This is a genomic window from Ulvibacterium sp. (assembly GCF_028285715.1).
Lineage (GTDB): Bacteria > Bacteroidota > Bacteroidia > Flavobacteriales > Flavobacteriaceae > Ulvibacterium.
Genome location: NZ_JANQOO010000020.1, coordinates 498,439 through 524,059, shown reverse-complemented (window position 1 = coordinate 524,059; position 25,621 = coordinate 498,439). Strand labels below are relative to the sequence as shown.

Annotated in this window: 21 protein-coding genes; 10 read left to right on the top strand and 11 right to left on the bottom strand. The window is 42.2% G+C overall.

What is annotated here, in order from left to right:
- Positions 1 to 44 precede the first annotated feature (44 nt).
- The 7 genes from Q0993_RS13685 to Q0993_RS13655 all read right to left on the bottom strand — a co-directional run bounded on the left by Q0993_RS13685 (position 45) and on the right by Q0993_RS13655 (position 8,046).
- Positions 45 to 1,271 (bottom strand): aminotransferase class V-fold PLP-dependent enzyme, encoded by a 1,227-nt coding sequence (locus Q0993_RS13685; protein ID WP_299533867.1) that lies wholly within the window; start codon positions 1,269 to 1,271, stop codon positions 45 to 47.
- Between the two features lie 11 nt (positions 1,272 to 1,282).
- Positions 1,283 to 2,599: a Fe-S cluster assembly protein SufD gene (gene sufD / locus Q0993_RS13680; protein ID WP_299533864.1), complete on the bottom strand. Its 1,317-nt coding sequence runs from the start codon at positions 2,597 to 2,599 to the stop codon at positions 1,283 to 1,285.
- Positions 2,600 to 2,676: 77 nt separating this feature from the next.
- On the bottom strand, positions 2,677 to 3,429 hold the full coding sequence (gene sufC / locus Q0993_RS13675) for a Fe-S cluster assembly ATPase SufC (protein ID WP_299533862.1): 753 nt from the start codon (positions 3,427 to 3,429) through the stop codon (positions 2,677 to 2,679).
- Positions 3,430 to 3,451: 22 nt separating this feature from the next.
- The gene (gene sufB / locus Q0993_RS13670) at positions 3,452 to 4,897 is read right to left on the bottom strand and encodes a Fe-S cluster assembly protein SufB (protein ID WP_299533860.1); all 1,446 of its coding nucleotides are present in this window, start codon (positions 4,895 to 4,897) and stop codon (positions 3,452 to 3,454) included.
- Between the two features lie 56 nt (positions 4,898 to 4,953).
- Entirely contained in the window at positions 4,954 to 5,283 is a 330-nt protein-coding gene (locus Q0993_RS13665) for an iron-sulfur cluster assembly accessory protein (protein ID WP_299533858.1), read from the bottom strand.
- 131 nt (positions 5,284 to 5,414) lie between these two features.
- Complete coding sequence (locus Q0993_RS13660) at positions 5,415 to 6,776, bottom strand: hypothetical protein (RefSeq protein WP_299533855.1); 1,362 nt, start codon at positions 6,774 to 6,776, stop codon at positions 5,415 to 5,417.
- Positions 6,777 to 6,807: 31 nt separating this feature from the next.
- Positions 6,808 to 8,046 carry a choice-of-anchor B family protein gene (locus tag Q0993_RS13655; RefSeq protein WP_299533853.1) on the bottom strand — a complete coding sequence of 413 codons (1,239 nt, stop codon included), beginning with the start codon at positions 8,044 to 8,046 and terminating at the stop codon, positions 6,808 to 6,810.
- Positions 8,047 to 8,111: 65 nt separating this feature from the next.
- On the opposite strand from Q0993_RS13655, the gene thiL reads away from it, so the two are divergent.
- The 3 genes from thiL (at position 8,112) to Q0993_RS13640 (ending at position 11,061) form a co-directional block, all read left to right on the top strand.
- Positions 8,112 to 9,158 carry a thiamine-phosphate kinase gene (gene thiL / locus Q0993_RS13650; protein ID WP_299533851.1) on the top strand — a complete coding sequence of 349 codons (1,047 nt, stop codon included), beginning with the start codon at positions 8,112 to 8,114 and terminating at the stop codon, positions 9,156 to 9,158.
- A gap of 58 nt (positions 9,159 to 9,216) precedes the next feature.
- Positions 9,217 to 10,344: a helix-turn-helix domain-containing protein gene (locus Q0993_RS13645; protein WP_299533849.1), complete on the top strand. Its 1,128-nt coding sequence runs from the start codon at positions 9,217 to 9,219 to the stop codon at positions 10,342 to 10,344.
- Between the two features lie 75 nt (positions 10,345 to 10,419).
- Positions 10,420 to 11,061, top strand: a complete 642-nt coding sequence (locus Q0993_RS13640; protein ID WP_299533847.1) for a hypothetical protein — start codon at positions 10,420 to 10,422, stop codon at positions 11,059 to 11,061.
- 183 nt (positions 11,062 to 11,244) lie between these two features.
- Here Q0993_RS13640 and Q0993_RS13635 read toward each other — a convergent pair whose 3' ends face one another.
- Positions 11,245 to 11,463, bottom strand: coding sequence for a hypothetical protein (locus tag Q0993_RS13635; RefSeq protein WP_299533846.1), 219 nt, complete (start codon positions 11,461 to 11,463; stop codon positions 11,245 to 11,247).
- A gap of 268 nt (positions 11,464 to 11,731) precedes the next feature.
- On the opposite strand from Q0993_RS13635, the gene brnQ reads away from it, so the two are divergent.
- The gene (gene brnQ / locus Q0993_RS13630) at positions 11,732 to 13,012 is read left to right on the top strand and encodes a branched-chain amino acid transport system II carrier protein (RefSeq protein ID WP_299533845.1); all 1,281 of its coding nucleotides are present in this window, start codon (positions 11,732 to 11,734) and stop codon (positions 13,010 to 13,012) included.
- 83 nt (positions 13,013 to 13,095) lie between these two features.
- Here the strand turns inward: brnQ and Q0993_RS13625 are convergent, their stop codons facing one another.
- Positions 13,096 to 14,388 (bottom strand): aminopeptidase P family protein, encoded by a 1,293-nt coding sequence (locus Q0993_RS13625; protein ID WP_299533844.1) that lies wholly within the window; start codon positions 14,386 to 14,388, stop codon positions 13,096 to 13,098.
- A 319-nt stretch (positions 14,389 to 14,707) separates the two neighbouring features.
- Between Q0993_RS13625 and Q0993_RS13620 the strand changes: the two genes are divergently transcribed.
- The 6 genes from Q0993_RS13620 to Q0993_RS13595 all read left to right on the top strand — a co-directional run bounded on the left by Q0993_RS13620 (position 14,708) and on the right by Q0993_RS13595 (position 23,358).
- Positions 14,708 to 17,575, top strand: a complete 2,868-nt coding sequence (locus tag Q0993_RS13620; protein WP_299533843.1) for an exo-alpha-sialidase — start codon at positions 14,708 to 14,710, stop codon at positions 17,573 to 17,575.
- A 31-nt stretch (positions 17,576 to 17,606) separates the two neighbouring features.
- Positions 17,607 to 18,584: a ThuA domain-containing protein gene (locus tag Q0993_RS13615; protein WP_299533841.1), complete on the top strand. Its 978-nt coding sequence runs from the start codon at positions 17,607 to 17,609 to the stop codon at positions 18,582 to 18,584.
- A 6-nt stretch (positions 18,585 to 18,590) separates the two neighbouring features.
- Positions 18,591 to 18,980 (top strand): DUF2721 domain-containing protein, encoded by a 390-nt coding sequence (locus Q0993_RS13610; RefSeq protein ID WP_299533839.1) that lies wholly within the window; start codon positions 18,591 to 18,593, stop codon positions 18,978 to 18,980.
- A 181-nt stretch (positions 18,981 to 19,161) separates the two neighbouring features.
- On the top strand, positions 19,162 to 19,602 hold the full coding sequence (locus Q0993_RS13605; protein WP_299533838.1) for a hypothetical protein: 441 nt from the start codon (positions 19,162 to 19,164) through the stop codon (positions 19,600 to 19,602).
- Between the two features lie 198 nt (positions 19,603 to 19,800).
- Positions 19,801 to 21,687 carry a sulfatase-like hydrolase/transferase gene (locus Q0993_RS13600; RefSeq protein ID WP_299533837.1) on the top strand — a complete coding sequence of 629 codons (1,887 nt, stop codon included), beginning with the start codon at positions 19,801 to 19,803 and terminating at the stop codon, positions 21,685 to 21,687.
- Positions 21,688 to 21,708: 21 nt separating this feature from the next.
- The gene (locus tag Q0993_RS13595) at positions 21,709 to 23,358 is read left to right on the top strand and encodes a hypothetical protein (protein ID WP_299533835.1); all 1,650 of its coding nucleotides are present in this window, start codon (positions 21,709 to 21,711) and stop codon (positions 23,356 to 23,358) included.
- 77 nt (positions 23,359 to 23,435) lie between these two features.
- Here Q0993_RS13595 and Q0993_RS13590 read toward each other — a convergent pair whose 3' ends face one another.
- Both Q0993_RS13590 and Q0993_RS13585 read right to left on the bottom strand, forming a co-directional pair.
- Complete coding sequence (locus Q0993_RS13590; RefSeq protein ID WP_299533834.1) at positions 23,436 to 24,410, bottom strand: succinylglutamate desuccinylase/aspartoacylase family protein; 975 nt, start codon at positions 24,408 to 24,410, stop codon at positions 23,436 to 23,438.
- Positions 24,388 to 25,278, bottom strand: a complete 891-nt coding sequence (locus tag Q0993_RS13585; protein ID WP_299533833.1) for a RimK family alpha-L-glutamate ligase — start codon at positions 25,276 to 25,278, stop codon at positions 24,388 to 24,390. Before Q0993_RS13585 ends, Q0993_RS13590 begins: the two co-directional genes overlap by 23 nt.
- Between the last annotated feature and the right edge of the window lie 343 nt (positions 25,279 to 25,621).

The window sequence follows — 25,621 nt, the reverse complement described above, 5'->3', positions numbered from 1 at the left end:
ATCGATGGTTATCAACAATTTAAGAGAATGATAACTTGGGCTATTTACAACAACATGGATTTGGCCCGTTGAACCCCTTCCACCAAAACATCAACTTCTTCCTTGGTATTATAAAAACTAAAGCTGGCACGTACCGTTCCAGGGATTTTGTAAAAATCCATTATGGGTTGGGCACAGTGATGACCTGTGCGTACTGCAATACCCAGTTTATCCAAAATGGTTCCTATGTCATAAGGATGGATTCCATCAATATTAAAGGATATTACGGAAGTCTTATCCTTAGCAGTACCATAAATTTTAAGTCCCTCGATTTCCATTAACGTCCTGGTAGCGTAGTCCAATAGCTCATTTTCATACTCGGCTATGGCCTCAAATCCAATGGCGTTCATATAGTCCAAGGCCGCTCCAAAAGCAATTCCGCCACAAATGTTGGGAGTCCCTGCCTCAAACTTATGGGGCAAATCCGCATAGGTAGTCTTTTCAAAAGTGACCTCGGCTATCATTTCTCCACCACCTTGGTAAGGAGGCAGCGCGTTGAGCCATTCTTCCTTTCCGTAGAGCATCCCTACCCCTGTAGGACCACACATCTTATGCGCGGATACCGTGTAAAAATCTACGTTCAGTGCTTGAAGATCTGATTTGACATGTGGAGCCGCCTGAGCACCGTCAATCAAAACTGCAGCCCCTACTTCATGAGCCTTTTCAATAATTTCCCGAATCGGGTTTATGGTCCCCAAAGCGTTGGAAACATGATTGCAAAAAACCAACTTAGTGCTGTTTGAAAGCAGTTGTTGGTAGGCAATCATTTCCAATTCCCCATTTAAGCTCATGGGAATTACTTTTAGAACCGCCCCTGTTCTTTCGGCCAACATTTGCCAGGGCACTATATTGGAATGGTGTTCCATGGCCGAAACCAATATTTCATCCCCTTGCCTTAGAAATGAGGAAAATCCATTAGCGACCAGGTTTATGGCATGAGTGGTCCCAGATGTAAAAATAATTTCATGGGGCTTGGCGATATTGAAGTGATCCTGAATCTTTTTTCGGGCCTCCTCATACTTGTCCGTAGCTTCCTGGGACAGTGCATGAACCCCTCTATGAATGTTGGCATTATAGTTCCCATAGTAATCTACAATAACATCAATTACTTGTTGGGGAGTTTGTGAGGTAGCCGCATTATCCAGATAAACCAAAGGTTTACCATTGACTTTTCGGCTTAGTATGGGAAAATCCTGCCTTATTGTTGCTATATCCAAGGAGGTCCGTAGCATCTGAATAAACTTTATAAATCGAACCCGAGGCGGACACCCAACTTGTTGGCAATCAATTTGTTGATTCTTGTCTTTAGTTCGGGAATGCGCACGCTTTCCAAAACATTGTTGGCAAAGGCATACATAAGTAATGCCCTAGCCTCTTTTTTGGGAATACCTCTGGACTGCAGATAAAAAAGTGCCTCCTCATCCAACTGGCCAATGGTACACCCATGGGAGCATTTTACATCGTCCGCGAAAATCTCCAACTGGGGCTTTGTGTTGATAGTAGCCTTGTCGCTTACAAGGATATTATTGTTCTGTTGGAAGGCGTTTGTCTTTTGGGCCACTTTGTCCACGATAATCTTTCCATTGAATACCCCTGTGGAATTTTCCCCATAAATGCCCTTATAGTCTTGATGGCTTTCGCAATTCGGTTCTATGTGATGTACCAAGGTATGATGATCCACATGTTGTTTTTCTCCCAATATGGTAACCCCTTTCATGGTAGAGTCTATATATTCCCCGTTTTGATAGAAGTTAAGATTGTTCCTAGTTAGCTTTCCACCAAAAGAAAAGGTATGTACCTTAACTACACTTTTGTCCTTTTGATCGATGTAGGTATTATCTATTAGTGAAGAGGAAGCCGTATCGTTCTGTACTTTGTAATAATCTACGATAGCATTGTCCCCGGCAAAAATCTCCGTAACACAATTGGTCAATACCTCATTGCTGGTTAAGCTTTGATGCCGCTCTATTATCTGTAATTCCGCATTCTCCTCTACGACGATTAAGTTACGGGGTTGCAACATTAAAGATGCTTCATTTCCAGTCGCAAAATGCACGATTTCCACCGGTTTTTTGGGCATTTTGTTCTTTGGAATGTAAATATAGGCCCCCTCCCTACTGAACGCGGTATTCAAGGTAGTCAGAGATTCATCTTTGGACGCCACTTTATTAAAGTAAACATCTATTACCGGCTGATACATGGGTTTGGTAAGCGCGGAACTCATTAAACAAATATCCACGCCGTCATGGGTAGTCTCCGATAAAAAAGAACTATAAATCCCATCGATAAATACTATTTTATACGTATCGATTTCGTGCAGGAAATATTTTTTAACGTCCTTATATTCCAGGGCATTGACTTCCTTGGGAAAAATGCTGAAGTCTACCTTTTGCAAACTGTTCAAGGAGGTATATTTCCAAGCTTCCTGCTTTTTGGTAGGGAACCCCTTCATCTCAAAATTCTTCATTGCCTCAACTCGAACATCGTGAACAGGATGATCAATATCCACGTTGTTTTCAAATGCCATGAAGGACGATATGAGTTTATCTTTTAAATCCATCTTTTAGTATTCAGTAAATAGTAATCGGTATGCGGTAAGCCCTGTACCTTATTCCAGACAGCCTTAACAGATTACAATTAAACCACAGCTTCATTTTTGATCCAGTCGTATCCTTTTTCTTCCAACTCCAAGGCCAATTCCTTAGGACCGGACTTAACAATCTTTCCTTCATGAAGTACATGTACAAAATCCGGCACGATGTACTCCAATAGACGCTGGTAGTGTGTTATCACAATAACCGCGTTATCCTTACTTCTTAGTTTGTTCACCCCATTTGCTACAATACGAAGCGCATCGATGTCCAAACCGGAATCCGTCTCGTCCAGAATGGCCAATTTGGGATTTAACATGGCCATTTGAAAGATTTCATTCCTCTTTTTTTCGCCTCCGGAGAAACCTTCGTTCAGGGATCTGGACAAGAACTTTCGATTGATATCCAGCAGCTCTGACTTCTCACGGATCAATTTCAACATTTGATTGGCAGGCATGTCCTCTAAGCCTTTTGCCTTTCTAGATTCGTTGATAGCCGTTTTCATGAAGTTGGTAACGGTCACGCCCGGAATTTCAACAGGATATTGAAAAGATAGAAAAATTCCCTTGTGAGCACGTTCTTCCGGGGCGTAATCCTCCAAATCCTCCCCGTCCAAAGCTACGGTACCTTCGGTAACCTCAAATTCTTCCTTACCTGCAATCACTGCGGCCAAGGTACTTTTACCGGAACCGTTGGGGCCCATAATGGCATGTACTTCCCCAGCATTCACTTCGAGGTTGATACCGTTCAATATTTCATTTCCTTCCACACCTGCGTGCAGGTTATTTATCTTTAACATTGTGTTCCTTTTTTACTATTTTTTATCCTACCGATCCTTCTAAACTTATTTCCAATAATTTTTGGGCCTCCACGGCAAATTCCATGGGTAATTTGTTCAACACCTCTTTGCTAAAGCCATTTACGATGAGAGCAATGGCCTTTTCGGTGTCAATGCCCCTTTGGTTGCAATAAAAAATTTGATCTTCACCAATTTTACTTGTAGTTGCCTCATGCTCTATTTGGGCCGATTTATTCTTAGCCTCTATGTAGGGAAATGTATGCGCCCCACATTCATTCCCCATCAAAAGGGAATCGCACTGCGAAAAATTTCGTGCATTTTCAGCCCTGCTATTGACCTGTACCAACCCTCTGTAACTGTTCTGTGACCGTCCTGCTGAGATGCCCTTGGAAATTATGGTGCTTCGGGTATTCTTGCCCAAATGTACCATTTTAGTTCCCGTATCCGCCTGTTGGAAGTTGTTGGTTACGGCAATGGAATAAAACTCCCCAATGGAATTATCCCCTTTTAGGACACAGGAGGGATATTTCCAGGTTATCGCGGAACCGGTTTCTACTTGAGTCCAAGAAATCTTTGCATTTTTTTCGCATAGCCCTCGCTTGGTAACAAAATTATAAACGCCTCCCTTACCCTCTTTGTCTCCGGGAAACCAATTTTGGACCGTTGAATATTTTATTTCGGCATTTTCCAATGCAATAAGTTCAACAACTGCCGCGTGCAATTGGTTTTCATCTCGGGATGGGGCCGTACAACCTTCTAGATAACTGACATAACTACCCTCATCCGCGATGACCAAAGTACGTTCAAACTGACCTGTTCCTGCTTGGTTTATCCGAAAGTACGTGGAGAGTTCCATAGGGCATTTTACCCCTTTGGGAATGTAGCAGAAACTCCCATCCGAAAATACCGCCGAATTAAGGGCGGCATAGAAGTTATCTTTTTGTGGAACAACGGTACCTATATATTTCTTAACGAGTTCCGGATGTTCCTGTATGGCTTCCGAAATGGAACAAAAAATGATACCTTTTTCCGCAAGGGTCTTTTTAAAGGTGGTGGCCACGGAAACGGAGTCCATAACGATATCTACTGCAACACCAGCCAACTTTTTCTGCTCCTCAAGGGAAATCCCCAATTTTTTGAAAGTCTCCAATAATTCCGGGTCCACTTCGTCCAAACTATTGTATTTCGGTTTTTTATTCGGGGCAGAATAATAGGATATATCTTGAAATTCTGGTTTTTTGTATCGAATGTTGGCCCATTCCGGCTCAACCATTTCCTTCCAATACCTATAGGATTCCAAGCGCCATTCCGTCATCCAGTCGGGTTCTTCCTTTTTCTTGGAAATGGCTATTACGATTTCCTCACTTAGACCCTTGGGAAGGGTATCCGATTCAATATCAGTGTAGAAACCATACTCATATTCCTTGGTTTCCAATTCTTTTTTTAATTCCTCTTCAGTATATGCCATCTTTTTCGATTAGTTAGTTTTGGATGTGTCAATTTGAAGGCCGTGCCATCTTCAAGTTATAGTGAAAAACTCTCACCACATCCACAGGTCCTTTGGGCATTGGGATTGTTGAACACAAAGCCCTTGCCGTTTAATCCCCCTGAATACTCGAGCGTAGTGCCCACTAGGTATAAAAAGCTCTTTTTGTCTACGATGATGCGAACATCATTGTCCTCAAAAACCTTATCCGCTTCATCTACCTTATTATCAAAATTCAATTCGTAGGACAATCCACTACATCCCCCACTTTTAACGCCTACACGGACATAGTCCTTGGAAGCATCAAAACCTTCTTCCGTCATTAGCATGACAACCTTTTGCTTAGCCGTTTCCGATACTTGAATCATCTTAAATGGATTTATTCTAAATAGTTTACAAATATAGGGTATCGTGGGGTTTTTACCACATTTCCTAACATTATTATAACGTATAAAAGTATAAGATTAACTTATAGGGTCAGTTTCCAGGGAAAAGAAAATCACTTAATTTTAATTAAGACCAAATCAGTCTTTCCTTTGCTCTGAAGTCCTTGAAAATCAAGTTCTTCCATTTCACCGACAAGTAGAATACTTCCATCCTGATTTTGAAGGGCGTCAAATCCAAAATCTAATCCCGCTCCTCCATAGTTTTCCTGCCATGTCAGTATGCCTTTGGCATCGGTCTTAATGACCCAAATATCGTTTTCTCCATTATTGCTATTAACGTCCGTATCCAAGCTTTTGGAATTTCCGGAAATAATAAACCCTCCATCCTGCGCTAGACTCACATTTTCGGCAGCATCAAACTGGGAACCTCCAAAAGTCTTTTCCCATAAAAGATTTCCTGAATCATCAATTTTTATTAGCCAAATATCGGCCTCCCCGTTATTTTTGGAGATATCGGTATCTGTACTAAAGGTATGCCCAGTAACTACATAGTTCCCATCATTTGTCTTTACAATGTCCTGCGAAACCTCAATGCCTGTTCCGCCAAATGAACGCTCCCAAACCAAATCGCCTTGGGAGTCGATTTTTAGTACCCAAAAATCATAACTCCCTTTCGTATTGGAAATGTCAAAATCATCGCTTTCGGAAAAACCGGCCATTACAAAACCCCCATCATCAGCCTGCACAACTGCATGGGCCCTATCATTGTTGCTTCCTCCAAAATATCTGCGCCATTCTATGTTCCCCTGTGCATCGATCTTGGTTCCCCAAAATTCACCTACACCATGTCGTGTAAGGAAACGACTCTTTTCTTCATATCCATCTGCCCTTGCGGCCGTAATGTCCAAAAAACCAATAAAAAAATACCCCCCATCACTGGTCTGTACTAAGTCATAGGAATGATCGTGCCCTGAAAATCCATAACTCCGTTCCCACTCAATATTTCCCGTGGCATCCAACTTAACGATCCAATTATCATGAAAACCCTCATTTTTTGTACCATCCCCGTCGCTGCTCATGGCATAGCCGGTAATGGCGTAACCGCCGTCCATGGTCTGTACCACGGATTGTCCCCTATCATCCATACTACCCCCATAGGTTTTGCTCCATTGCAGGTTACCATCAACATCCAATTTCAACAACCAGTAATCGTTTACCTCCAAGGTTCTGTTCGTAAGATCCCCATCGATACTATTGGTATAACCTAATATGGCATAACCTCCATCCAATGTAGCTACTAGGGTTCTTGGGGTGTCCTCCCCCGATCCGCCAAAATTTCTTATCCAATCAATTTCACCCTCAAAACTGTTTTCTTCCTCCGTTTCCATAGGTTGATTTTCCCCAAACTCATTTTCAGAATCCGTAGAACAGTTGATAAAGCCAACTAAAAAAAATAAAAAAATCACCCGCTTCATGTATTCTTTATCTGTTATATCATTATGAGGGTCAATTCGATTTTTCGAGTACAAAGAGTCCTGAGTTAATATCGCTGATGACGATCTTACCGCTTTCAAAATAGGGGTACACACTCCAGACACCTTCAAAACCCGGCGTGTCGTTTTCGGGATAGGAATCAAAAAAACCTTCCTCAATAATGTTCCTGTTTGCTATGTCCGAAATATCAAGAACACGGATTCCTGCCGTATAATTGGCCAGGAAAAATTGATTCCCTTTTACATATCCATTGTGATCCGTGGCACTGGTTGGCCCCAGATAAGTATGGTGCAATACGGGTTGATCCAAATCCGTAAAATCAAAAATTAGTGTTCGGGACTGGAAACCAAAACTTATTTCGTCCGTTTCGTCTCCAAGTATAAAGTAGCTCTGATCTTCCGTGAACCATCCTTGATGGGTATAACCAATATTACTATACTGGATGGTCGCTATTTCAAAAGGATTTGCCTTATCCGTAACATCGGCGATTATTATGATATCTTCGTTCGAACCGACATAGATTTCCCGGCCTGTATAATCAAGGTCGGGACCAGTATACGTAACTACTTGCGCATCATGAGAATATCCGTTGGCACCATAACCTCCTGCCGAAACCGGGCTTTTAGGGTCCTGGACATCTACAAAATGGGCCCCGCCGTTAAAAGCATCGTCCCGGGCCGTACCTACGGGATAGACAAATCCGGTATCTTCATTGACTACGACGTTGTGTGCATTGCCAAAACCGATATATAGTGCATCCTCGTCAAAAGTCTGTGGTGGATCGGTCACATTTCGCAACCTAGTAAGGTCAAAAACCTGCATACCATGTCCATTGGCTTCGGAGACGATATATGCATGGTCGTGGTATACCTTAATATCACGCCAGTTGCTAGCAACCGTTGCGGTGGGCAGTTTTCCCAAATACACCAAATTTTCGGTATCCGATATATCTACAAAGGCGGTTCCGTTGTCCAAACCCATTAAAGCATATTCCCTGGCTGTGGAACTGTCCGTCCACCCCCAAATATCATTTCCGGAACTTGCCCCAAAATCGGATAACGGGATTCTCCCTAATAAATCATACCCATCACATGCAAAAGGGCCAGCAGCACCATTCTCACAAGGGGTAAAACCAACCGTGTCCCCAATGTTCTCCTGCGGTGCCGGATTATCCGAATTGTTGCTGTCGTCACCATTGGAACAACCGGAAAAAACTAGAGTATAAAATAAAAGTGTGAAGAACCGATTCATAGCCTAGTTCAAGTTCTTTTCTAGTAAAGATACTATTTATATTATATCCTCCTTACTTTTGCAGAATGCTGGAAAACAAGAATCAGGAACGTACTTCCCTAGATCAATTGGGGGAATTTGGACTCATAGATCATTTGACAAAGGACTTCCCCAAGAATTTAAAATCGACGGTAAAAGGTATAGGGGATGATGCCGCAGTACTCGATTTTGGGGATGCCAAAACCATAGTTACGAATGATTTGTTAGTCGAGGGAGTTCATTTTGACCTCAGCTATATGCCCCTAAAACATCTAGGATATAAGGCGGTAGTAGTAAATTTATCGGACGTGTACGCTATGAATGCCAAGGCTTCCCAAATTTTGGTTTCCATTGCGGTCTCCAACAGATTTCCCTTGGAAGCACTCGAAGAACTTTACGAAGGTATTGCCCTGGCCTGTAATTTTTATAATGTGGATTTGGCCGGAGGGGACACCACTTCTTCCACAAAAGGTATGCTTATTAGTGTTACCGCAATCGGAGCGGTGAAGAAAGAGAACCTTGTTTACCGTAACGGGGCAAAACCTAACGATCTACTTGTTGTTACCGGAGATTTGGGTGGAGCGTATATGGGGTTGCAAGTGCTTGAGCGGGAAAAGGAAGTTTTTAAGGTAAACCCCAATAACCAACCTGATTTGGAGCCCTATTCCTATATCGTGGAACGCCAATTGAAACCTGAGGCACGTAAGGATATAATTGAACTTCTGGAAAACCTGCATGTTAGGCCAACGGCAATGATAGATATTAGTGATGGTCTATCTTCGGAAATACTGCATCTCTGTAAACAGAGCAAGGTAGGATGTAAGTTGTTCGAGGATAAAATTCCTTTGGACCCTACGGTCATTTCGGCTTGTGAGGAGTTCAAAATGGACAGTACTTTAGTGGCCCTTAGTGGTGGTGAGGATTATGAACTGCTTTTTACCATTGACCAAAAGGACTTCGACAAAATCAAAGGCAATCCAAGTTTGACCGTCATTGGACATATGACCGATGATGCTTTAGGTGCCCAATTAATTACAAGAGGTGAAAGCCAAATTCCTTTAACAGCACAAGGATGGAATTCCTTTTCCGGATAATAACCCCCTTACCCTATCTTAGAATATGTTAGTTTGTGGTCTGGATTAATATACTTTTATGGAAATCATCCTGAACGCGGGCTTGGGTATTGGCGCCCTAATGTTTTTGCTCTTGTTATTTAAAAGGGGTAAAAAACGAGAGGACTATTTTTTTTTGTTTTGGATAGTGGTTACACTGGGCCAAATCGCCTTTTATGGGGTTACTATTTACCGGTTTGAACTCCAAAGTGTCTGGGCCATCGCCTCCTTTGGATTACCATTATTGGGTGCACCTCTACTATTTCTTTATATTCTGGCGTTGACAGGGCGTTCCGTGGCATGGAAAACCATTTTTATACATCTTAGTGTTTATCCTGTTTATGTCCTTTTGCTGTTTTTACTACAAGAGCACGATAAAATAGTGCTTATTGCTTCTGAGGGACTTTTTCGACTTCCAAAAAATCCTTCCCTATGGATGCAGTACTATGCGGTGCCCTTGGCCTTATCTGGACTTTTCTATTGTATTTGGGATTTGGCTCTGCTCAGAAAACATGGTAAAAACATAATGGAATTCTTCTCGTTCCATGAAAAGGTAAACCTTAAGTGGGTGAACTATATTGTTTACTCCTATTTTTTGCTTTTTTTGGTAGCTTCTTTCCTGATTTTTGGAGCTATCCATTTTCAACTTTTGCCTATTGCAAATGCCTTTGCCCTTGTTGGAATAACGTTATCTCTAATGTTGATCGCTTTTGGGTTTTATGGATTTCGACAGACTGCGGTTTTTTCCGATGTGGATTTTGGAGTGGCGAGTGATTCAAATAGTACTACATCGGAAAAGGCCTCATACTCTAAATCGGGGCTCACCTCGGAAAAGATAGAAGTCTTGGCAAATCAATTGAGCTCTTATATGGCGCAAGAAAAACCTTTCTTGAACGAAGACCTCAACCTGACCCGCCTTGCCGAGGAAATTCAAATTTCGCCTCCCCATCTTTCACAGGTCATCAACCAATACTTTCAGAAAAACTTTTATGATTTCATTAATCAATATCGGGTAGAAGAGGCAAAGAAAAGATTGTTATCACCGGATTACCGCCATTTGTCCATATTGGGACTTGCATTTGATTGTGGCTTCAAATCAAAATCTTCCTTTAATCGTTACTTTAAAAAATATACAGGAACGGCCCCTTCAGAATTCAAGAAAAAATAGTAAAATAGGTTTCAGCCCATGGGTTAGGTCGTGCAATCCATAACCCATTTCCACATTTGTGAAAACTTTATGATCATGGGCGACTACACATTTTTACATCAGCTTAATATTGGTATTCATGTTACCACAGGAACTGCAGCCCTTTTGTTGGGAGTTGTGGCACTGCTATCCAAAAAAGGCGGGAGAGTACACAAAAGAAGTGGACTCATCTTCCTTTTTTTTATAGCCCTAGTAATTGTAACCGCCCTAATGGGTGTCCTCGCATTTGGCGCCAACGAGTTTTTGATAGCGTTGACCATGTTGAGCGGGTATCAGGCATTTTCCGGTTATCGTGTTTTGAAATCAAAATCCAACAAGCCGAAAACATTGGACATCTTGGTCGCCTTGTTAACCTTAAGTTCAGGGCTCTACTTTTTGTACTACCTAGATGCTATCGGGATGATTTGGTCTCCCATGATTATTTATAGCACGGTGGGTGCATTGTTTATTATTATAGCCTATGATTTTCTTCGTTATCTATTTAAGGCGGAACACTATAAGAATTTTTGGCTTTACGAGCATATCTACAAAATGATAGCTGCGTTCACCGCATTGCTAGCTGCTTTTATAGGCACTGTTTTGCCGCAATATCATCCCTATAGTCAGTTTCTACCTTCCATTTTTGGAACTTTGCTTGCCATAGGATCCATCCTATATTTTCGCCTAAAAAAAACCTAAGAAAAAAACCGGCCCTAGGGCCGGTTCGATTAATTTCAAAAAAATTCCCGAAAATCAAGGGCATTCCCTATTAACTGTTGTGGGGCAAACGACAGTGGAGAATAAGGGCGCTTACTCAATTTCCAGGAATAACTTATAATTCCGTTTGCCCCTTGGGCACGGAACCTTTTTGCCAAAGCATAGTTAAGCTACCTGCTGTGCAGCCCTATGTCTTTTTTGATAAAGATCTTCCAAGGTCTTGTTGATATCCTGCAATTCCGGAGTCAGGGTCGAAAGATTTCCACTAACATCCGTGGTGACTTCCTTACCACAATGGATACATTTGTATTCTTTTATGTGATGGGTAATTTTCTTGGACACAACGTAATGATGGCCAAAAACACTGCAAAAAAACTTTTTCATACTTGTAGGTTTATCAAGTCGTACTCGATGATTGGGGCTCAAAAGAATACGAAATTCAGGATTTGGGTTAACTGCTCACAATGTCTGCTGAACATTATATAGCTTACAACGCCTTAGCACTGTTTTTTATTGGGTATGACGGACATTTCTTTTCAAAAATTCGACAAAGTGCATTTTTTTGGAAGATCCGGAACAAAGCTAAAAGGCACTATGCTTGGGACAAAGTGCAATTTTGGGTTATCTTTCCAATTTCCAAAACATCGATAAAGTGAGCGTAACCAAAGAAACCCTCATAACGGCATTTGCCTTGTTCTCACTATTCTTTGGTGCTGGCAATCTTATTCTTCCACCCTTATTGGGTTTTCGATCTGGAGAACTTTGGTGGTTGGTGGCCCTCGGGTTTTGTCTTTCGGCGGTTTTGATTCCAATCTTGGGAATCTTGGCCCATGCCAGATTGCAGGGTACTCTTTTCGATTTTGGAAAAAAGGTATCCCCTACCTTTAGTTGGGTCTATTCTTTTTTGATTTATGCCATCGCCATTAGTTTACCTTCTCCCAGAACGGCTGCTGTTACTCATGAAATTGCCATTGAACCTTTGTTTCAAACTCCCTCTATTTTGACCAGCTCTATCTATTTTATGCTGGTCTTCATTTTTGTTATGAACCGGTCCAAAAGCCTTAATGTGATCGGAAAGTGGTTAACCCCGGTCATTATTCTTATCCTTTTGGGAATTATCTCTACGACCTTCTTTTCGTTCGAATTCAATTTTGGAAATATCAACTTTAATAATCCTTTTACCGATGGCGTCTTGGAAGGTTACCAAACGTTCGATGCCATGGGGGCCGTTGTTGTGGGTGGAGTGATCATCGTCTCCATAAACCTTAAGATGGCCCATGCCGCTTACGATGAAAAGAAAGCCCTAATTGCGAATGCCGGATGGTTGGCGGGATTAGGACTGTTCCTTATCTATGCAGGGCTAATCCTTACCGGTGCCCTGATGCATTCCGAATTCGATGACGCTATTACCCGAACCGCATTATTGAGCGGTATCGGCAAGTATACCTTAGGTAGTACAGCTAATCTGTTTCTTGGCGTTTTAGTGGGATTGGCCTGTTTTACTACGGCCGTTGGCATCATTACGGGAACCGCCGATTTTATAAAGTATCGTTTTAAAAATTCACAAAAGGTCTATACCCTAACGGCAATAATCGGGTGCGTTCTTGGAGTGGCCATGGGACAGTTCAATGTAGGGTATATCATTGCCGTGGCCTTGCCGGCTCTCATGTTTATTTACCCGATTACCATAGTTTTAATTCTACTTAATGTGGTTCCCCAAAAGTTTGCGCCGCCAAAAGTCTTTAAATGGGTCGTGCTGGCAACTCTGTTTTTTAGTATCCCCGATTTCCTCGAAAGTATTGGTCTTGGAGAATCCATTGCCTGGATCTCCGGACGGATTCCATTAGGCCAATTTCATATGGGATGGGCATTGCCTGCTTTGATTACTTTCATCCTTATAAACATGAAGATTCAATTTCACCAACCTTCTTAGAATTGTTTCATTTATTGGGTCTAACCAACATTAACAAAACCGGTCCATGTTCGCCCAATCCCTTTTAGGGATTGGAATATTGGTTATGTGTGCATCAAATCCTCAATTTCTTCCACTTCTATAGGAATATCCCGCATAAGATTAAATGGTTCCCCACCTTCTTGAATCACCACATCGTCCTCCAATCTTACCCCCATTTTTTCCTCAGGAATATAGATGCCAGGCTCAACGGTAAATACCATATTGGCTTTCATAGGGGTTTTGAGTTCCCCATAATCGTGAGTATCCAATCCAATATGGTGGCTGGTACCATGCATAAAGTACTTTTTGTAGGCCGGCCAGTCTTTGTCCTCATTTTGTACATCCGCCTTGTCCAAAAGGTTTAATCCCAAAAGCTCGGAAGTCATCACCTTCCCTACTTCCTTGTGGTATTCTGCCCAAATTGTTCCGGGAGTCAACATTTGGGTGGCCTCCTTTTTAACACGAAGAACAGCTTCATATACTGCTTTTTGGCGCTCAACAAATCTTCCACTTACGGGAATCGTACGGGTAAGGTCGCTCGAATAATTAGCATATTCAGCAGCGACATCCATTAAAATGAGCTCACCCTCGTTACATTGTTGGTTGTTTTCTATATAATGGAGTACGTTGGCATTGTTGCCAGAGGCTATAATGGGAGTATAAGCAAACCCTTTTGAACGGTTCCGTATAAATTCATGAAGAAGTTCCGCTTCGATCTCATATTCCCAGACACCCGGTCGCACAAATTCCAATACACGTCGGAAGCCTTTTTCGGTAATATTACATGCCTTTTGAATAAGTTCTATTTCCTCGGGTTCCTTTACCCCGCGGATCTGTTGTAATATAGGATTACTTTTGGCTACATTATGTGCTGGGAATTTTCGTTTGCATTCCCGAATAAATCGATCCTCACGGGTCTGGGTCTCTACCGCTTGCCGATAATGTTCATTGGTATTGAAATAAATGGTCTCAGACTCTGTCATCAGGTCAAAAAACACCTTATCAAAATCGGACAACCAATGAACGGTTTTGATTCCGGAGACTTCCTTGGCTTTTTCCTTGGTCAATTTGGCCCCTTCCCAGATAGCAATATGGGCATTGGTTTCCCTTACGAACAGCACCTCGCAATGCTTTTTGTCCAAGGCGTCCGGAAACAGCACTAGAATCGTTTCTTCTTGATCCGCACCGCTTAGATAGAAAATATCGCGATGTTGTTGAAAAGGCATTGTGCTGTCCGCACTAATCGGATAGATATCATTGGAATTGAACACCGCAATGCTTTTCGGCAGCATTTGGTCCATGAATTTTTTGCGGTTCTTTACAAAAAGTGTTCTGGGAATTTGGTCGTATTTCATTTTAAGGTATGCTTTGACCAAAAATAAGGATTTCCCCAAAGATCGAAGTCATAAAAATAGAGACCCCAAAGGCTTTGGAAGCCTTTGGGGTCAGAGTTTACGTTGGTTATGTTATCGTTGTTATCTTTCTATTGCATTATTAAGCGTTCAATAAATTAACAAAAATTTAAGTTAACGCGCAACAAAACGGCTTTTTATTTGGCATTTTGATATTCGCCAAGCTCTTTTAAGGCTTAAACCTCAACTGAACTTATGTTACTACAATTTCTGGTGAAGTTTCCTTAACTTTCACAATGTGATATTTTAAATGTTGAATTTTATGCGTGGATTTGTAGTAATAAGTCTGTTATTTCTTCATTCTTCGATTTTCGGACAACTTGCTCCCACTCCTCCCCAAAAGGTTATGGAGGCACTTCACCAAAAAAATCAGATGGCCCAGAACTCGTTGGTAAAAAACATTCCTTTAAAAAACGTGGGGCCTTCGGTGATGAGCGGTCGTGTGGTAGACTTGGATGTAAATCCGGTAAATCCTGCGGAGTTTTACGTAGGTTATGCTTCAGGCGGGCTTTGGTACACCAAGAACAACGGCACATCTTTTGTCCCGGTTTTGGATTCTTCCGAAACCCAGAATGTCGGTGATATTGCGGTAGATTGGAATTTAGGCACTATTTGGGTGGGTTCGGGCGAAAACAATGCCTCCAGATCTTCATATGCAGGTATTGGAATCCTTAAATCCGAGGACAAAGGCCAAACCTGGCAACATATGGGCCTTGCCGATTCACATCATATAGGGCGGATTCTTTTAAATCCCAATAACCCTGATGAAGTGGTAGTGGGCGTTACCGGTCACCTATACTCTCCGAATTCCGAACGCGGTGTATTTAAAACCACGGATGGGGGGAAATCTTGGCAAAAAACCCTTTTCTTGGATAATGAAACAGGAATCATAGATGTGTCACGTGTACCCGATAATTTCAATATCCTTTATGCAGCAACGTGGAAGAAAGATCGAAAGGCATGGAACTTTATAGGCAACGGCGATTCTTCAGGTATTTATAAAAGTGAGGATGGCGGAACCACCTGGAGCAAAATTTCGACACCGGAAAGTGGGTTTCCTACCGGTGAGGGTGTTGGGCGAATCGGTCTGGCCGTTTATGACGAGAATGTTGTATATGCCGTACATGATAGCCAATTTCGTCGTGAAAAACCAAAGAAAGCCAGAAAGAAATCGCGCAAATTGGACAAAGATGATTTTAAGACCATGTCTGTAGAGCATTTTTTAAATCTGGATAATCAAAAACTCAATGACTTTCTGAAGACGAACAACTTTCAGGAAAAGTATAGGGCCGAAAATGTAAAACAACTTGTTCGTAGTGGGTCGGTAAAACCTATGGACCTGGCCAAATATTTGGAAGATGCCAATGCGCTCCTTTTCGATACGCCGGTAATCGGGGCGGAGGTCTACAGAAGTAATGACGGCGGCAAGACCTGGACCAAACAGAATGAAAACTATATCGATGACCTTTTCTATAGTTATGGATATTACTTTGCCCAAATTCGGGTGGACCCAAACGACTGGGAAAAGATTTATTTAGGTGGGGTCCCTATATTAAAATCGGAAGATGGGGGCAAGACCTATACTTCCATTAGCGACAAAAACGTTCACGCGGACCACCATGCCCTTTGGATAAATCCTAACCGTAACGGGCACCTGATCAACGGAAACGATGGCGGGGTAAATATCACCTACGATGACGGAGAAAATTGGATCAAAAACAATTCCCCTTCAGTAGGCCAGTTCTATGCTATAAATGTGGATAACGAAGAGCCCTACAATATCTATGGCGGATTGCAGGACAATGGGGTTTGGAAAGGACCCCATAATACACAGGAAAGCAATCTTTGGCATCAAACGGGGCAATATCCTTGGAAATCCATTTTGGGTGGTGACGGGATGCAAGTACAGATCGATAATAGAACCTCCAATACCGTGTATACAGGATATCAATTTGGAAATTATTACCGCTTGGATCTGGAGAAAAACCAACAAATCGGTATAATGCCCAAACATGAATTGGGCACCCCTCCGTATCGTTTCAATTGGCAAACCCCTATTCTATTGTCATCCCATAATCAGGATATTCTGTACATGGGAAGCAACATATTGCATCGTTCCATGAACCAAGGGGACGATTGGGAACCTATTTCGGCAGACCTTACCCAGGGGGGGCGGAAAGGTAACGTAGCCTATGGCACCTTGACCACTATTTCAGAATCTCCGTTCGCTTTTGGATTGTTGTATACCGGAAGTGACGACGGTGTGGTCCATGTTTCCAAAAACGGAGGAGGCAGTTGGGAAATTATATCCAATACATTTCCCAAAGATTTATGGATAAGCCGAGTTTCCGCTTCCAAACATAAAAAGGAACGAGTGTATGTAGCTCTGAACGGTTATCGCTGGGACGATTTTACCTCGTATGTATTTGTCAGTGATGATTATGGCAAGAGCTGGAAAGATATTTCCAAAGGTATTCCGGCTTCGCCGATAAATGTGATTTTGGAAGATTCGGAAAATGAGAACCTTTTGTTCCTGGGCACGGATAATGGACTTTATGTTTCTTTTGACCGGGGCGAGTCATGGGAGGTTTTTCAAAACGGGATGCCCAACGTGGCAGTGCATGACTTAGTAGTTCAACCGAAAGCCAAGCATCTCTTGGTGGGTACCCACGGTAGGAGCATTTACAAAGCGGATATTGCCCATCTGCAACAATTAAAGCCTAATATATTGGAAAAAGACCTACATATTTTTGAAATTAGTCCTATTGCATATTCCTCAAATTGGGGTAATTCTCCTGGGGTTTGGTCAAAACCCACCACTCCTGGGTTAGATATCGTTTTTTATAGTTCAAACTCGGCTAATTTTTCAGCGGCCATCAAGACACTGGATGGCATAGCGATCAGCGGTTCAGATATTCAAGCGAACAAAGGCCTTAACATCCTTTCCTATGATATGGCCTTCTCCAAATCCGGGAAAATGGCTTACTTGAAGAAGAACAAAAAAGAGCTCAAAGAGGCTCGGGACGGAAAGACCTATCTGCCCCAAGGAAAGTACTTAATAGAGCTTGAAGGTAATGGTCAAAAGGCGAAGGTGGAATTTGAGGTAAAGGACGCCTCCGAAATAAAATGAATGAACTATTATAACTTAAAAAATGAAAACAATGCGGTTTAAAAGTATGGTATGTGCTGGTTTCCTTATCGCTATGACAGGGAACCTCTTTTCCCAAACAGAATCGGAGAAAAGTAAAATAAACGTTCTAATCGTCGATGGCCAAAACAATCATGACCAATGGCCCAAAATTACCTTTATGCTAAAGTATTACTTGGAAGATGCTGGTTTATTTAAGGTAGATGTAGTTAGATCTGCCTATACTTGGGAAGGCGACGAATATCTGGAAGATTTTGGAATCGAAGGTGTAGGAGAGACCAAGGCCCTAGAGAAATCGAAATCCGATCCTGAATTCAATCCTAACTTCTCCGCTTATGATGTAATTATTTCCAATTTTGGATGGAATGCGGCTCCTTGGCCGGAATCGACCCAAAAAGCCCTAGAAAAATACATGGAAAACGGAGGCGGACTGGTAGTCTTTCATGCAGCGGACAACTCCTTTCCGAAATGGGAGGCTTATAACAAAATGATCGGCATTGGGGGTTGGGGTGATCGCACAGAAAAAGATGGCCCTTATGTATATTTCAATGATAAGGATGAGCTTGTTCGGGACACTTCTCCAGGCAAAGCCGGGGCGCATGGTCCCCAGCATGAATATGTAATCCAAGTTAGAAATGCCGAGCACCCAATTACAAAGGGAATGCCGACCAAATGGTTGCACACTAAGGATGAACTCTACGAACGCCTTCGGGGCCCCGCCGAAAAAATGGAAATTTTGGCTACGGCCTATGCTTCCCCGGAAATGAAGGGTTCTGGACGGCACGAACCTGCCCTAATGGTTTTGAACTATGGCCAAGGACGTATTTTCCATAACATCATGGGGCATGCCGACTATTCCGTGGAATGCCTTGGTTTTATCACCTCAATGTTAAGGGGTACGGAATGGGCTGCCACTGGGAAGGTAACACAGGAAATTCCTAAGGATTTTCCGACTGAGAATAAGGCCTACTCCAAGGCATTCAAAAAATAAGATGTCATGCAATTGACCCTGAGCATTCCAGCCCTGCTTTTCCCTGCCATTTCATTGACTATGTTGGCCTATAATGCCCGGTATTTGGCTATTGCGGCCTTGATTCGTCAATTGCACAAACAGTTTGAGGAATCCTCCTCGTCTCCTTTGAAACGGCAGATTCAACAATTGCGCAAGCGTTTGGGAATAATAAAAAACATGCAGGCCAGTGCTATTGTGAGCTTTTTGCTGTCAGCTATAACTATGTTCTTGATTTATGTGGAGAAAGAGATTTTGGCCAATATTATTTTTGGTATCAGTTTGGTGTTCTTAATGGTTTCCCTTTTACTTTCCTTGATAGAGGTACAATTATCAACCAAGGCCTTGAGTATTCAATTGAACAATATGGAAAAATAATCCGCATTGTACAGTACCGGTATTGAATCGATTCTTTTACTGCCCCTCTAAAAGAGTATATGAAAAAATTGTTGATCACATTTCGTAAGAAACTTCATGTACGGCAGTCTTCTTTTACTTGCAGTAAAAACCCAAAAAAAATAATATATTTAGCATTTACACCTCACAAACTAACATTGCTATGAAACGGGTAAGAGATCTTGATTTCTTTAAAAACATTCGCGAAATACGGGAATTCGAATTCGGAGTGTTCTATTATTTTGAGGGCTTGGTGATTTCTGAGATGAAAGAAGGTGCCCTCTTCAATTGGAAAATGGCCCAAAAAGCCATTAAGGCCGCCCATGAAATCTTTGGCGAAGACCAACCTATCGCATACATATCCAACCGGATTAACAGTTATACGGTAGTGCCGGCAGATTGGGTAAAATTTTATAGCAACAGGCACCAGCTCGATTTTTATTCCGTTGTAGGCAGTACACAGGGCAGCTTTGCAAGCCTAGTCCTGGAGCGCATGTTCTTTCAAAATTCCATTAATCAGTTTACCGACTTGGAAAGTGCCGTGGAATGGAGTGTAAACAAAATCAATAGCCGAAACAAAAAAATCGGTATTGTGCCGCAATAACATTCAATCTGATGGATACCAGGGCTTTTCTTGGATTTCCCTAAAAATTAGTAGCTGGTACGCTTATCTTTAAAGTGAAACGCTTTTTTCCAAGCACAAAGGTTTTGTTGTGTTCAAAAATTAAGTTCTGCCCATGACCTAAAATTGGGAGCGGCTCATTTTTGGGTTATTCGTATCTTGTCCCAAATGCCCGTTTCTATGAGAATCCTTCTATTCATTGTCGTGTGTATTACGGCTACAATTTCCTGCAAAAAAGAAAAAAAAGAGCCGGTAGAATCCCCTAATATCTTATGGATATCCGCAGAGGATATTAGCCCGGCTTGGGGTTGTTATGGAGATAGCAGGGCAACCACACCAAACATAGACAAACTGGCCGGCCAAGGTTATATTTTTACCCAGGCTTTTTCCAATGCTCCTATTTGTGCCCCGGCCAGGGCTACTTTGATTACTGGAATGTATGCTACCAGTACAGGCACACAAAACCTAAGGTCTGCCATTCCCATGCCAAAAGACTTAAAAATCCTTCCCCAACTCCTATCGGAAAAAGGATATTTCACTTCCAATAATGCCAAGACCGATTATAATTTTAGCCCGGACGGCAAATGGGACGAATTGGGGAGCGAAGCAAACTGGAGAAATAGAAAACCTGGGCAGCCTTTTTTCAGCGTTTTCAATTTTGGGATTACCCATGAAGGGCATGCCAACAGATACAATCCGGAGGATACAAAATCCTTGGTTAAAAAGCATGTCCCAGGGGATATGATAGTACCCCCCTATTTTCCGGATACCGAGGAATTCCGAAAAATTCTTGCACACCAATATGACCTCATTAGTGTCTTTGATCAAGAAGTAGGCAAACTGATAACACAACTTAAAGAAGATGGCCTGTTCGAAAACACCATCGTTTTCATATTCTCTGACCATGGTTTTGGATTGCCCCGCTATAAAAGATGGTTATATGATACCGGCTTACGGGTACCCTTTGTGTTGCACGCACCGGGGAAGTACAAGCATTTGGTCTCCAATCTTAATCCAGGAAATGTCGATACCATGGTCGGTTTTGTGGATTTTGCCCCAACTGTCTTAGGTCTTGCAGGAGCAGACGTTCCAGAGATTATGGAGGGAAGGAATTTCCTGGCTCCAAATGCCCAAGCAAAAACAGAGATCTTTGGTTATAGGGACAGGGCTGATGATGTCTTTGATGTCAGTAGGTCCGTATTTGACGGCAGGCATCTATATATCCGAAATTATCTTCCCCACAAACCCTATATTCAAAATGCCAGGATATTTAATGAAGGAAAAAGGTCGTATGACGAACTCTTCCGAATGAAGAATTTGGGAGAACTTTCAGAGGAATCCCTAAAAATGTTCTTTCCCAAAGCTCCTGAAGAATTGTATGACCTGCAACAAGATCCCAATGAATTGCACAACCTGATTGGCGAAACTCAATACGAGGAAGTTAAAAATATCCTTTATAAAAAAGTAAAAGACCATATCATAAAAACAAGCGATACAGGATTTATGGCCGAAGGCCAAATGATGATATCGGGAGAAAACAGTTCTGTTTATCAAATGGCAAGAGATACCAGCCAATACAGGCCGGGATATGTATTGGAGGTTGCGGAATTGGTGGGCAAAATACAGGATCTGAACACATTAGACAAATATATTCATGATCGGGACCCATCGGTTCGGTTTTGGGCACTTAACGCTATCGATGCCTTTGAGGGGAATATAAGCTCACAAAGGGAGAATTTGCTAATAGCATTAAATGATGCTTCGCCTCCCAATAGGGGTTTGGCTGCGGAGATTCTAATCAACAAACTAAATCGACCCAAAGAGGCTTTGCAAGTTCTTGGGGATTTACTACAAAATCCCGAAAATGAAGTTGTGCTGCTCCATACTGCTGTAAATGTCAGGAACCTAGGCGAAAAAGCCACCCCATTGTTGCCGATAATCAAAGAAAAGGTATTTCCGAAAATAGCCGGTGATGTATGGGGGCGTTATAAAAACTGGTCCTATCCCATGTTCATTGGAATGGCATTGAATCAAACATTGATCAATTGCGGAGAGACCATTGAGTAGTATTTTCCCAAAGGAACAACCATGAGAAACTATTTTGTAATCTACCTTATCCTGGCGGTATCCTGTTCACAACCTACCAAAAATCGGGGAGACTTGTCCAAAGTGGATAGTCTTGCCCTTGAGCAGGCAGAAATCAATGGTTTATTGGCTAACGAAGGACTTCAGCGCTGCCAGTGGTTTGTTATGGATTGGCTGGCCAAGGCAGATTCGACCACCGGCCTCATTCCCAGAAATCTTGATGAAAGCTTAGACATATGGAATGCCCAGGACGCTGCTGCGGATAATTATCCATTTATGGTGTTGACCGCAGCCTTAACAGATCAAAATCTTTTCAAAGGACGTATGCTTGATATGTTGCGCATGGAGACCCAACTTACCTCTCGTCTTGGAAATCTCCCCGATACCTATTCGTTCCGCAAAAAAGGCTTTGACTCCGAGGAATACGATTTGTTCAAATTGTTGTTTGGCGCTTCGGAATATATTAAGGATGGTCTTTTGCCCCTTACCGAATGGCTAGGCCCCAGTCCGTGGTCTGAAAGAATGGTTACTATTTTGGACGATATCTGGAAATACGCCCCCTTTGAGACCGCCTATGGAAATATCCCATCCACCAATGTAGAGTTGAACGGTGAAATGTTACAAGTGCTTTCCCGGGTATATTGGATGACCGGAGAAGGGAAATATTTGGAGTGGGCCATACGGTTGGGAAATTACTACCTATTGGGGGACCAACATCCCACGCGAAATTTTGAGATTCTCAGGCTCCGAGATCATGGTTGTGAAATAGTATCTGGATTATGTGAGCTTTATGCTACATTAAGCCTGGCCGACCCTGCAAAAAAAGAGGCCTATCAACCTCACATCCATGAGATGCTTAACCGAATCTTAGCTGTGGGTCGAAATGAAGACGGCCTTTTTTACAATGCCGTTGACCCTGTAAACGGAGTTGTACAATGGGAAGGAACGGCAGACAATTTTGGGTATACCCTAAATGGTTTCTATACAGTTTTTCAAATAGATTCCGTTGAGGCTTACAGGAAGGCCACGGTAAAGGCACTCGAAATACTCAATCAAAAGTACCGGAATTATGACTGGGAAAATGGATCTGCCGATGGATATGCAGATGCCATTGAGGGTGCCCTAAATTTATATGCCCGAGAACCTCTTTCATCCACTAGGGATTGGATTGAGAGTGAAATCCAGGTTATGTGGTCCCTACAGGATTCCAGCCATCGAAAAAATGCCCAAAAATGGAAGGGCTCCGGGATTATAGAAGGTTGGCATGGGGATGGCAATTTTGCGCGAACCACGATTATGTATTGTCTATGGAAGACCCAGGGCCTCTCCGTTCAACCCTGGCGATCAGATATTGAATTAGGGGCCGTTACTATTGATAACGGGATAATCCTTAGCCTTAAGGCAGATAAGGATTGGACAGGGATATTAAGATTTGATGCCCCAAGACATCGGACTATTATGCAAATGCCTGCTGATTGGCCACGAATCAATCAGTTTCCTGAATGGTTCACAATTGACCCAAAAAAAGTCTACGAGATAAGAGATATGACCAATGGTATGTCTACAAAATATAAAGGAACCCAACTTCTGGAAGGGATCGAGTTTACCCTAGGGAAAGGCGCCAAATACGCGATTAGGGTTCTTCCCATTTGAAATTTACGATTATCGGTTGACCTTTTTGGCTTGTCAAAAGCATAGACTACCGAATCATTAAAATGCCTGGCGAGTATTTATAAAACAGCCCTCCCCAAATGAAATAAGGCATCTCCTTGATTAACCACTGCCTGATGATTTACACTAATTACAAAACCATCAAATGGAGCTTTAATCCTTTTCGTATGTTGGGCATAAGTATCCGTTACGATTCCCATTAATTGTCCCTTCTTCAATTCACTGCCATTGATAATCTCCGGAATGAACATTCCAGCTGTGGGTGCACGTAGCCACTTACGATCTTTAAGAAGAATGGACTCTTCACGTTCCACAAATAGTGGCTCGTTTTTGGATATCATCCCAAAGTGTTTCAATACATTTAAAATGCCTTGCCTGCCTTCCAAAATAGCATGATCATCAAAACGCATACTTTCCCCGGACTCAAAAACAATGGTAGGTTTCCCCATGCGATAAGCGGTATTTCGAAACGACCCTTTTATCAATCGCGATGCGAAGGAAATCGGTGCGTCAAAAATTTCAGCTAAATTCTTGCTCCTTTCATCCTCTTCGGTAAAACGAATCTGTGGGAAATTGTGCCGTTGGGCACCCCCCGTATGGAGGTCAATGGCAAAATCCATCTGGTGCATAATCTCAGTGACATAATGATAGGCTATTCTACTGGCCATTGATCCCGTTTTTGTTCCTGGAAAGCTTCGGTTAACATCCTTTCCGTCTGGGACATCCCTGGAAAAGTGAATGAATCCAAAAATGTTGAGAATAGGTACCGCGATGACGGCTCCCTTTTTAACTTTAAATTCCTTTTGTTTTAGCATACGGCGAACAATTTCAATGCCATTGATCTCGTCCCCGTGCAACCCAGCCTGTACCAACAAAACAGGTCCTGGTTTTTTGGCATTGAATACGTAAATGGGAATGTCAATCAATGTTCCCGTAGGCAAGCGGTCAATATTAATTTTTAAAAGCTTGTTTTCCCCGGGAACAACGGTCTCTCCACCGATGATGATTTCTCTATTTCCTTCTTCTACGTCCATTTCTCTCAACAAATAAAATGATTTCCTTGGCAACATTTATCCCTGTAGCGGCCTCTATACCACGTAATCCCGGAGAGGCATTGACCTCAATCAACAAAGGCCCTTTTTTGGAGCGAATCAAATCTACTCCGGCAACCCCAAGTCCCAAATGTTTCGCGGCATTCAGTGCGATAACCTGTTCTTTTGCTGTAGGTCTGATCGATTCGGTGGTGCCACCGCGATGTACATTAGATCGGAATTCACCTACTTCACTGGTTCGTTTCATAGCGGCCACTATTTTGTTGCCGATAACGATAATCCGTATGTCCTCACCATTGGATTCCTCTATATATTTTTGGATAAGGATACTGGTATCCATCTTGTAAAAAGTATCGATAATGGATTTAGCCGATTTTTGGGTCTCTGCTAAAATCACTCCCAAACCCTGAGTGCCTTCCTGTAGTTTTATGATGACGGGGGTACCCCCTAAAATTTTTATTTGTTCCTCTATGTTGTCCGGGTTTATGGAAAATAGGGTCTCTGGTATGGGAATCCCTTTTCTGGCCATAATCTGTAAGGTCCGCACTTTATTTCTGGCCCTTGTTATGCCCAGCGAGCGCGCTGTACTGAACACGCCGTTCATTTCAAATTGTTTTACTATCGCCGCTCCATGCCGTGTCACTTTAGCACCAATCCGGGGTATAATGGCATGAAATTCCTGGGTAATGTTCTCGTCTCGCAAATAAATCTGGGGTTTACCCAAACCTAATTTTACGGAACATTTAGTGTGATCGATAAGTTCAATATAATGACCCAGCTTTTCCGCCTCTTCGGCTATTCGTTTCGTCGAATAGACGTTCATACTGACAGAAAGAAGTCCAATATCCATTTTAAAAGTCGTACGGGTACCATGTTCCAGATTGTAATATCGGGTAAAAAAAGGACTTCCACCAACCCCTAAGAACTAATGTTGTTTCTTATAGTGTATTTGTAACAAAACTACCGCTACATTTGACCTGATCTTGCCTGTTTGTTTTTTAGAAGTTATTAGACCCTAATTTATACCCAAAAGGGCATTGAGCGAAATCTGCCCCCTTTCAAAGGCAACAAATTATACATGTATAATTGAGGCTATTTTACAAAAGAGAAACCTTCTTCATATAAAATTTTGTTTAAGATTTTAGACAAAAGTTAATGTATGGATGGCATACTCCTCAAACGGTTTTAAGCTT

Excerpts from the sequence above, each read along its gene's own strand:
- Q0993_RS13685 (WP_299533867.1), bottom strand. The coding sequence starts at position 1,271 with ATGCTACGGACCTCCTTGGATATAGCAACAATAAGGCAGGATTTTCCC.
- sufD (WP_299533864.1), bottom strand. The coding sequence starts at position 2,599 with ATGGATTTAAAAGATAAACTCATATCGTCCTTCATGGCATTTGAAAAC.
- sufC (WP_299533862.1), bottom strand. The coding sequence starts at position 3,429 with ATGTTAAAGATAAATAACCTGCACGCAGGTGTGGAAGGAAATGAAATA.
- sufB (WP_299533860.1), bottom strand. The coding sequence starts at position 4,897 with ATGGCATATACTGAAGAGGAATTAAAAAAAGAATTGGAAACCAAGGAA.
- Q0993_RS13665 (WP_299533858.1), bottom strand. The coding sequence starts at position 5,283 with ATGATTCAAGTATCGGAAACGGCTAAGCAAAAGGTTGTCATGCTAATG.
- Q0993_RS13660 (WP_299533855.1), bottom strand. The coding sequence starts at position 6,776 with ATGAAGCGGGTGATTTTTTTATTTTTTTTAGTTGGCTTTATCAACTGT.
- Q0993_RS13655 (WP_299533853.1), bottom strand. The coding sequence starts at position 8,046 with ATGAATCGGTTCTTCACACTTTTATTTTATACTCTAGTTTTTTCCGGT.
- thiL (WP_299533851.1), top strand. The coding sequence starts at position 8,112 with ATGCTGGAAAACAAGAATCAGGAACGTACTTCCCTAGATCAATTGGGG.
- Q0993_RS13645 (WP_299533849.1), top strand. The coding sequence starts at position 9,217 with ATGGAAATCATCCTGAACGCGGGCTTGGGTATTGGCGCCCTAATGTTT.
- Q0993_RS13640 (WP_299533847.1), top strand. The coding sequence starts at position 10,420 with ATGGGCGACTACACATTTTTACATCAGCTTAATATTGGTATTCATGTT.
- Q0993_RS13635 (WP_299533846.1), bottom strand. The coding sequence starts at position 11,463 with ATGAAAAAGTTTTTTTGCAGTGTTTTTGGCCATCATTACGTTGTGTCC.
- Q0993_RS13625 (WP_299533844.1), bottom strand. The coding sequence starts at position 14,388 with ATGAAATACGACCAAATTCCCAGAACACTTTTTGTAAAGAACCGCAAA.
- Q0993_RS13620 (WP_299533843.1), top strand. The coding sequence starts at position 14,708 with ATGCGTGGATTTGTAGTAATAAGTCTGTTATTTCTTCATTCTTCGATT.
- Q0993_RS13615 (WP_299533841.1), top strand. The coding sequence starts at position 17,607 with ATGCGGTTTAAAAGTATGGTATGTGCTGGTTTCCTTATCGCTATGACA.
- Q0993_RS13610 (WP_299533839.1), top strand. The coding sequence starts at position 18,591 with ATGCAATTGACCCTGAGCATTCCAGCCCTGCTTTTCCCTGCCATTTCA.
- Q0993_RS13605 (WP_299533838.1), top strand. The coding sequence starts at position 19,162 with ATGAAACGGGTAAGAGATCTTGATTTCTTTAAAAACATTCGCGAAATA.
- Q0993_RS13600 (WP_299533837.1), top strand. The coding sequence starts at position 19,801 with ATGAGAATCCTTCTATTCATTGTCGTGTGTATTACGGCTACAATTTCC.
- Q0993_RS13595 (WP_299533835.1), top strand. The coding sequence starts at position 21,709 with ATGAGAAACTATTTTGTAATCTACCTTATCCTGGCGGTATCCTGTTCA.
- Q0993_RS13590 (WP_299533834.1), bottom strand. The coding sequence starts at position 24,410 with ATGGACGTAGAAGAAGGAAATAGAGAAATCATCATCGGTGGAGAGACC.
- Q0993_RS13585 (WP_299533833.1), bottom strand. The coding sequence starts at position 25,278 with ATGGATATTGGACTTCTTTCTGTCAGTATGAACGTCTATTCGACGAAA.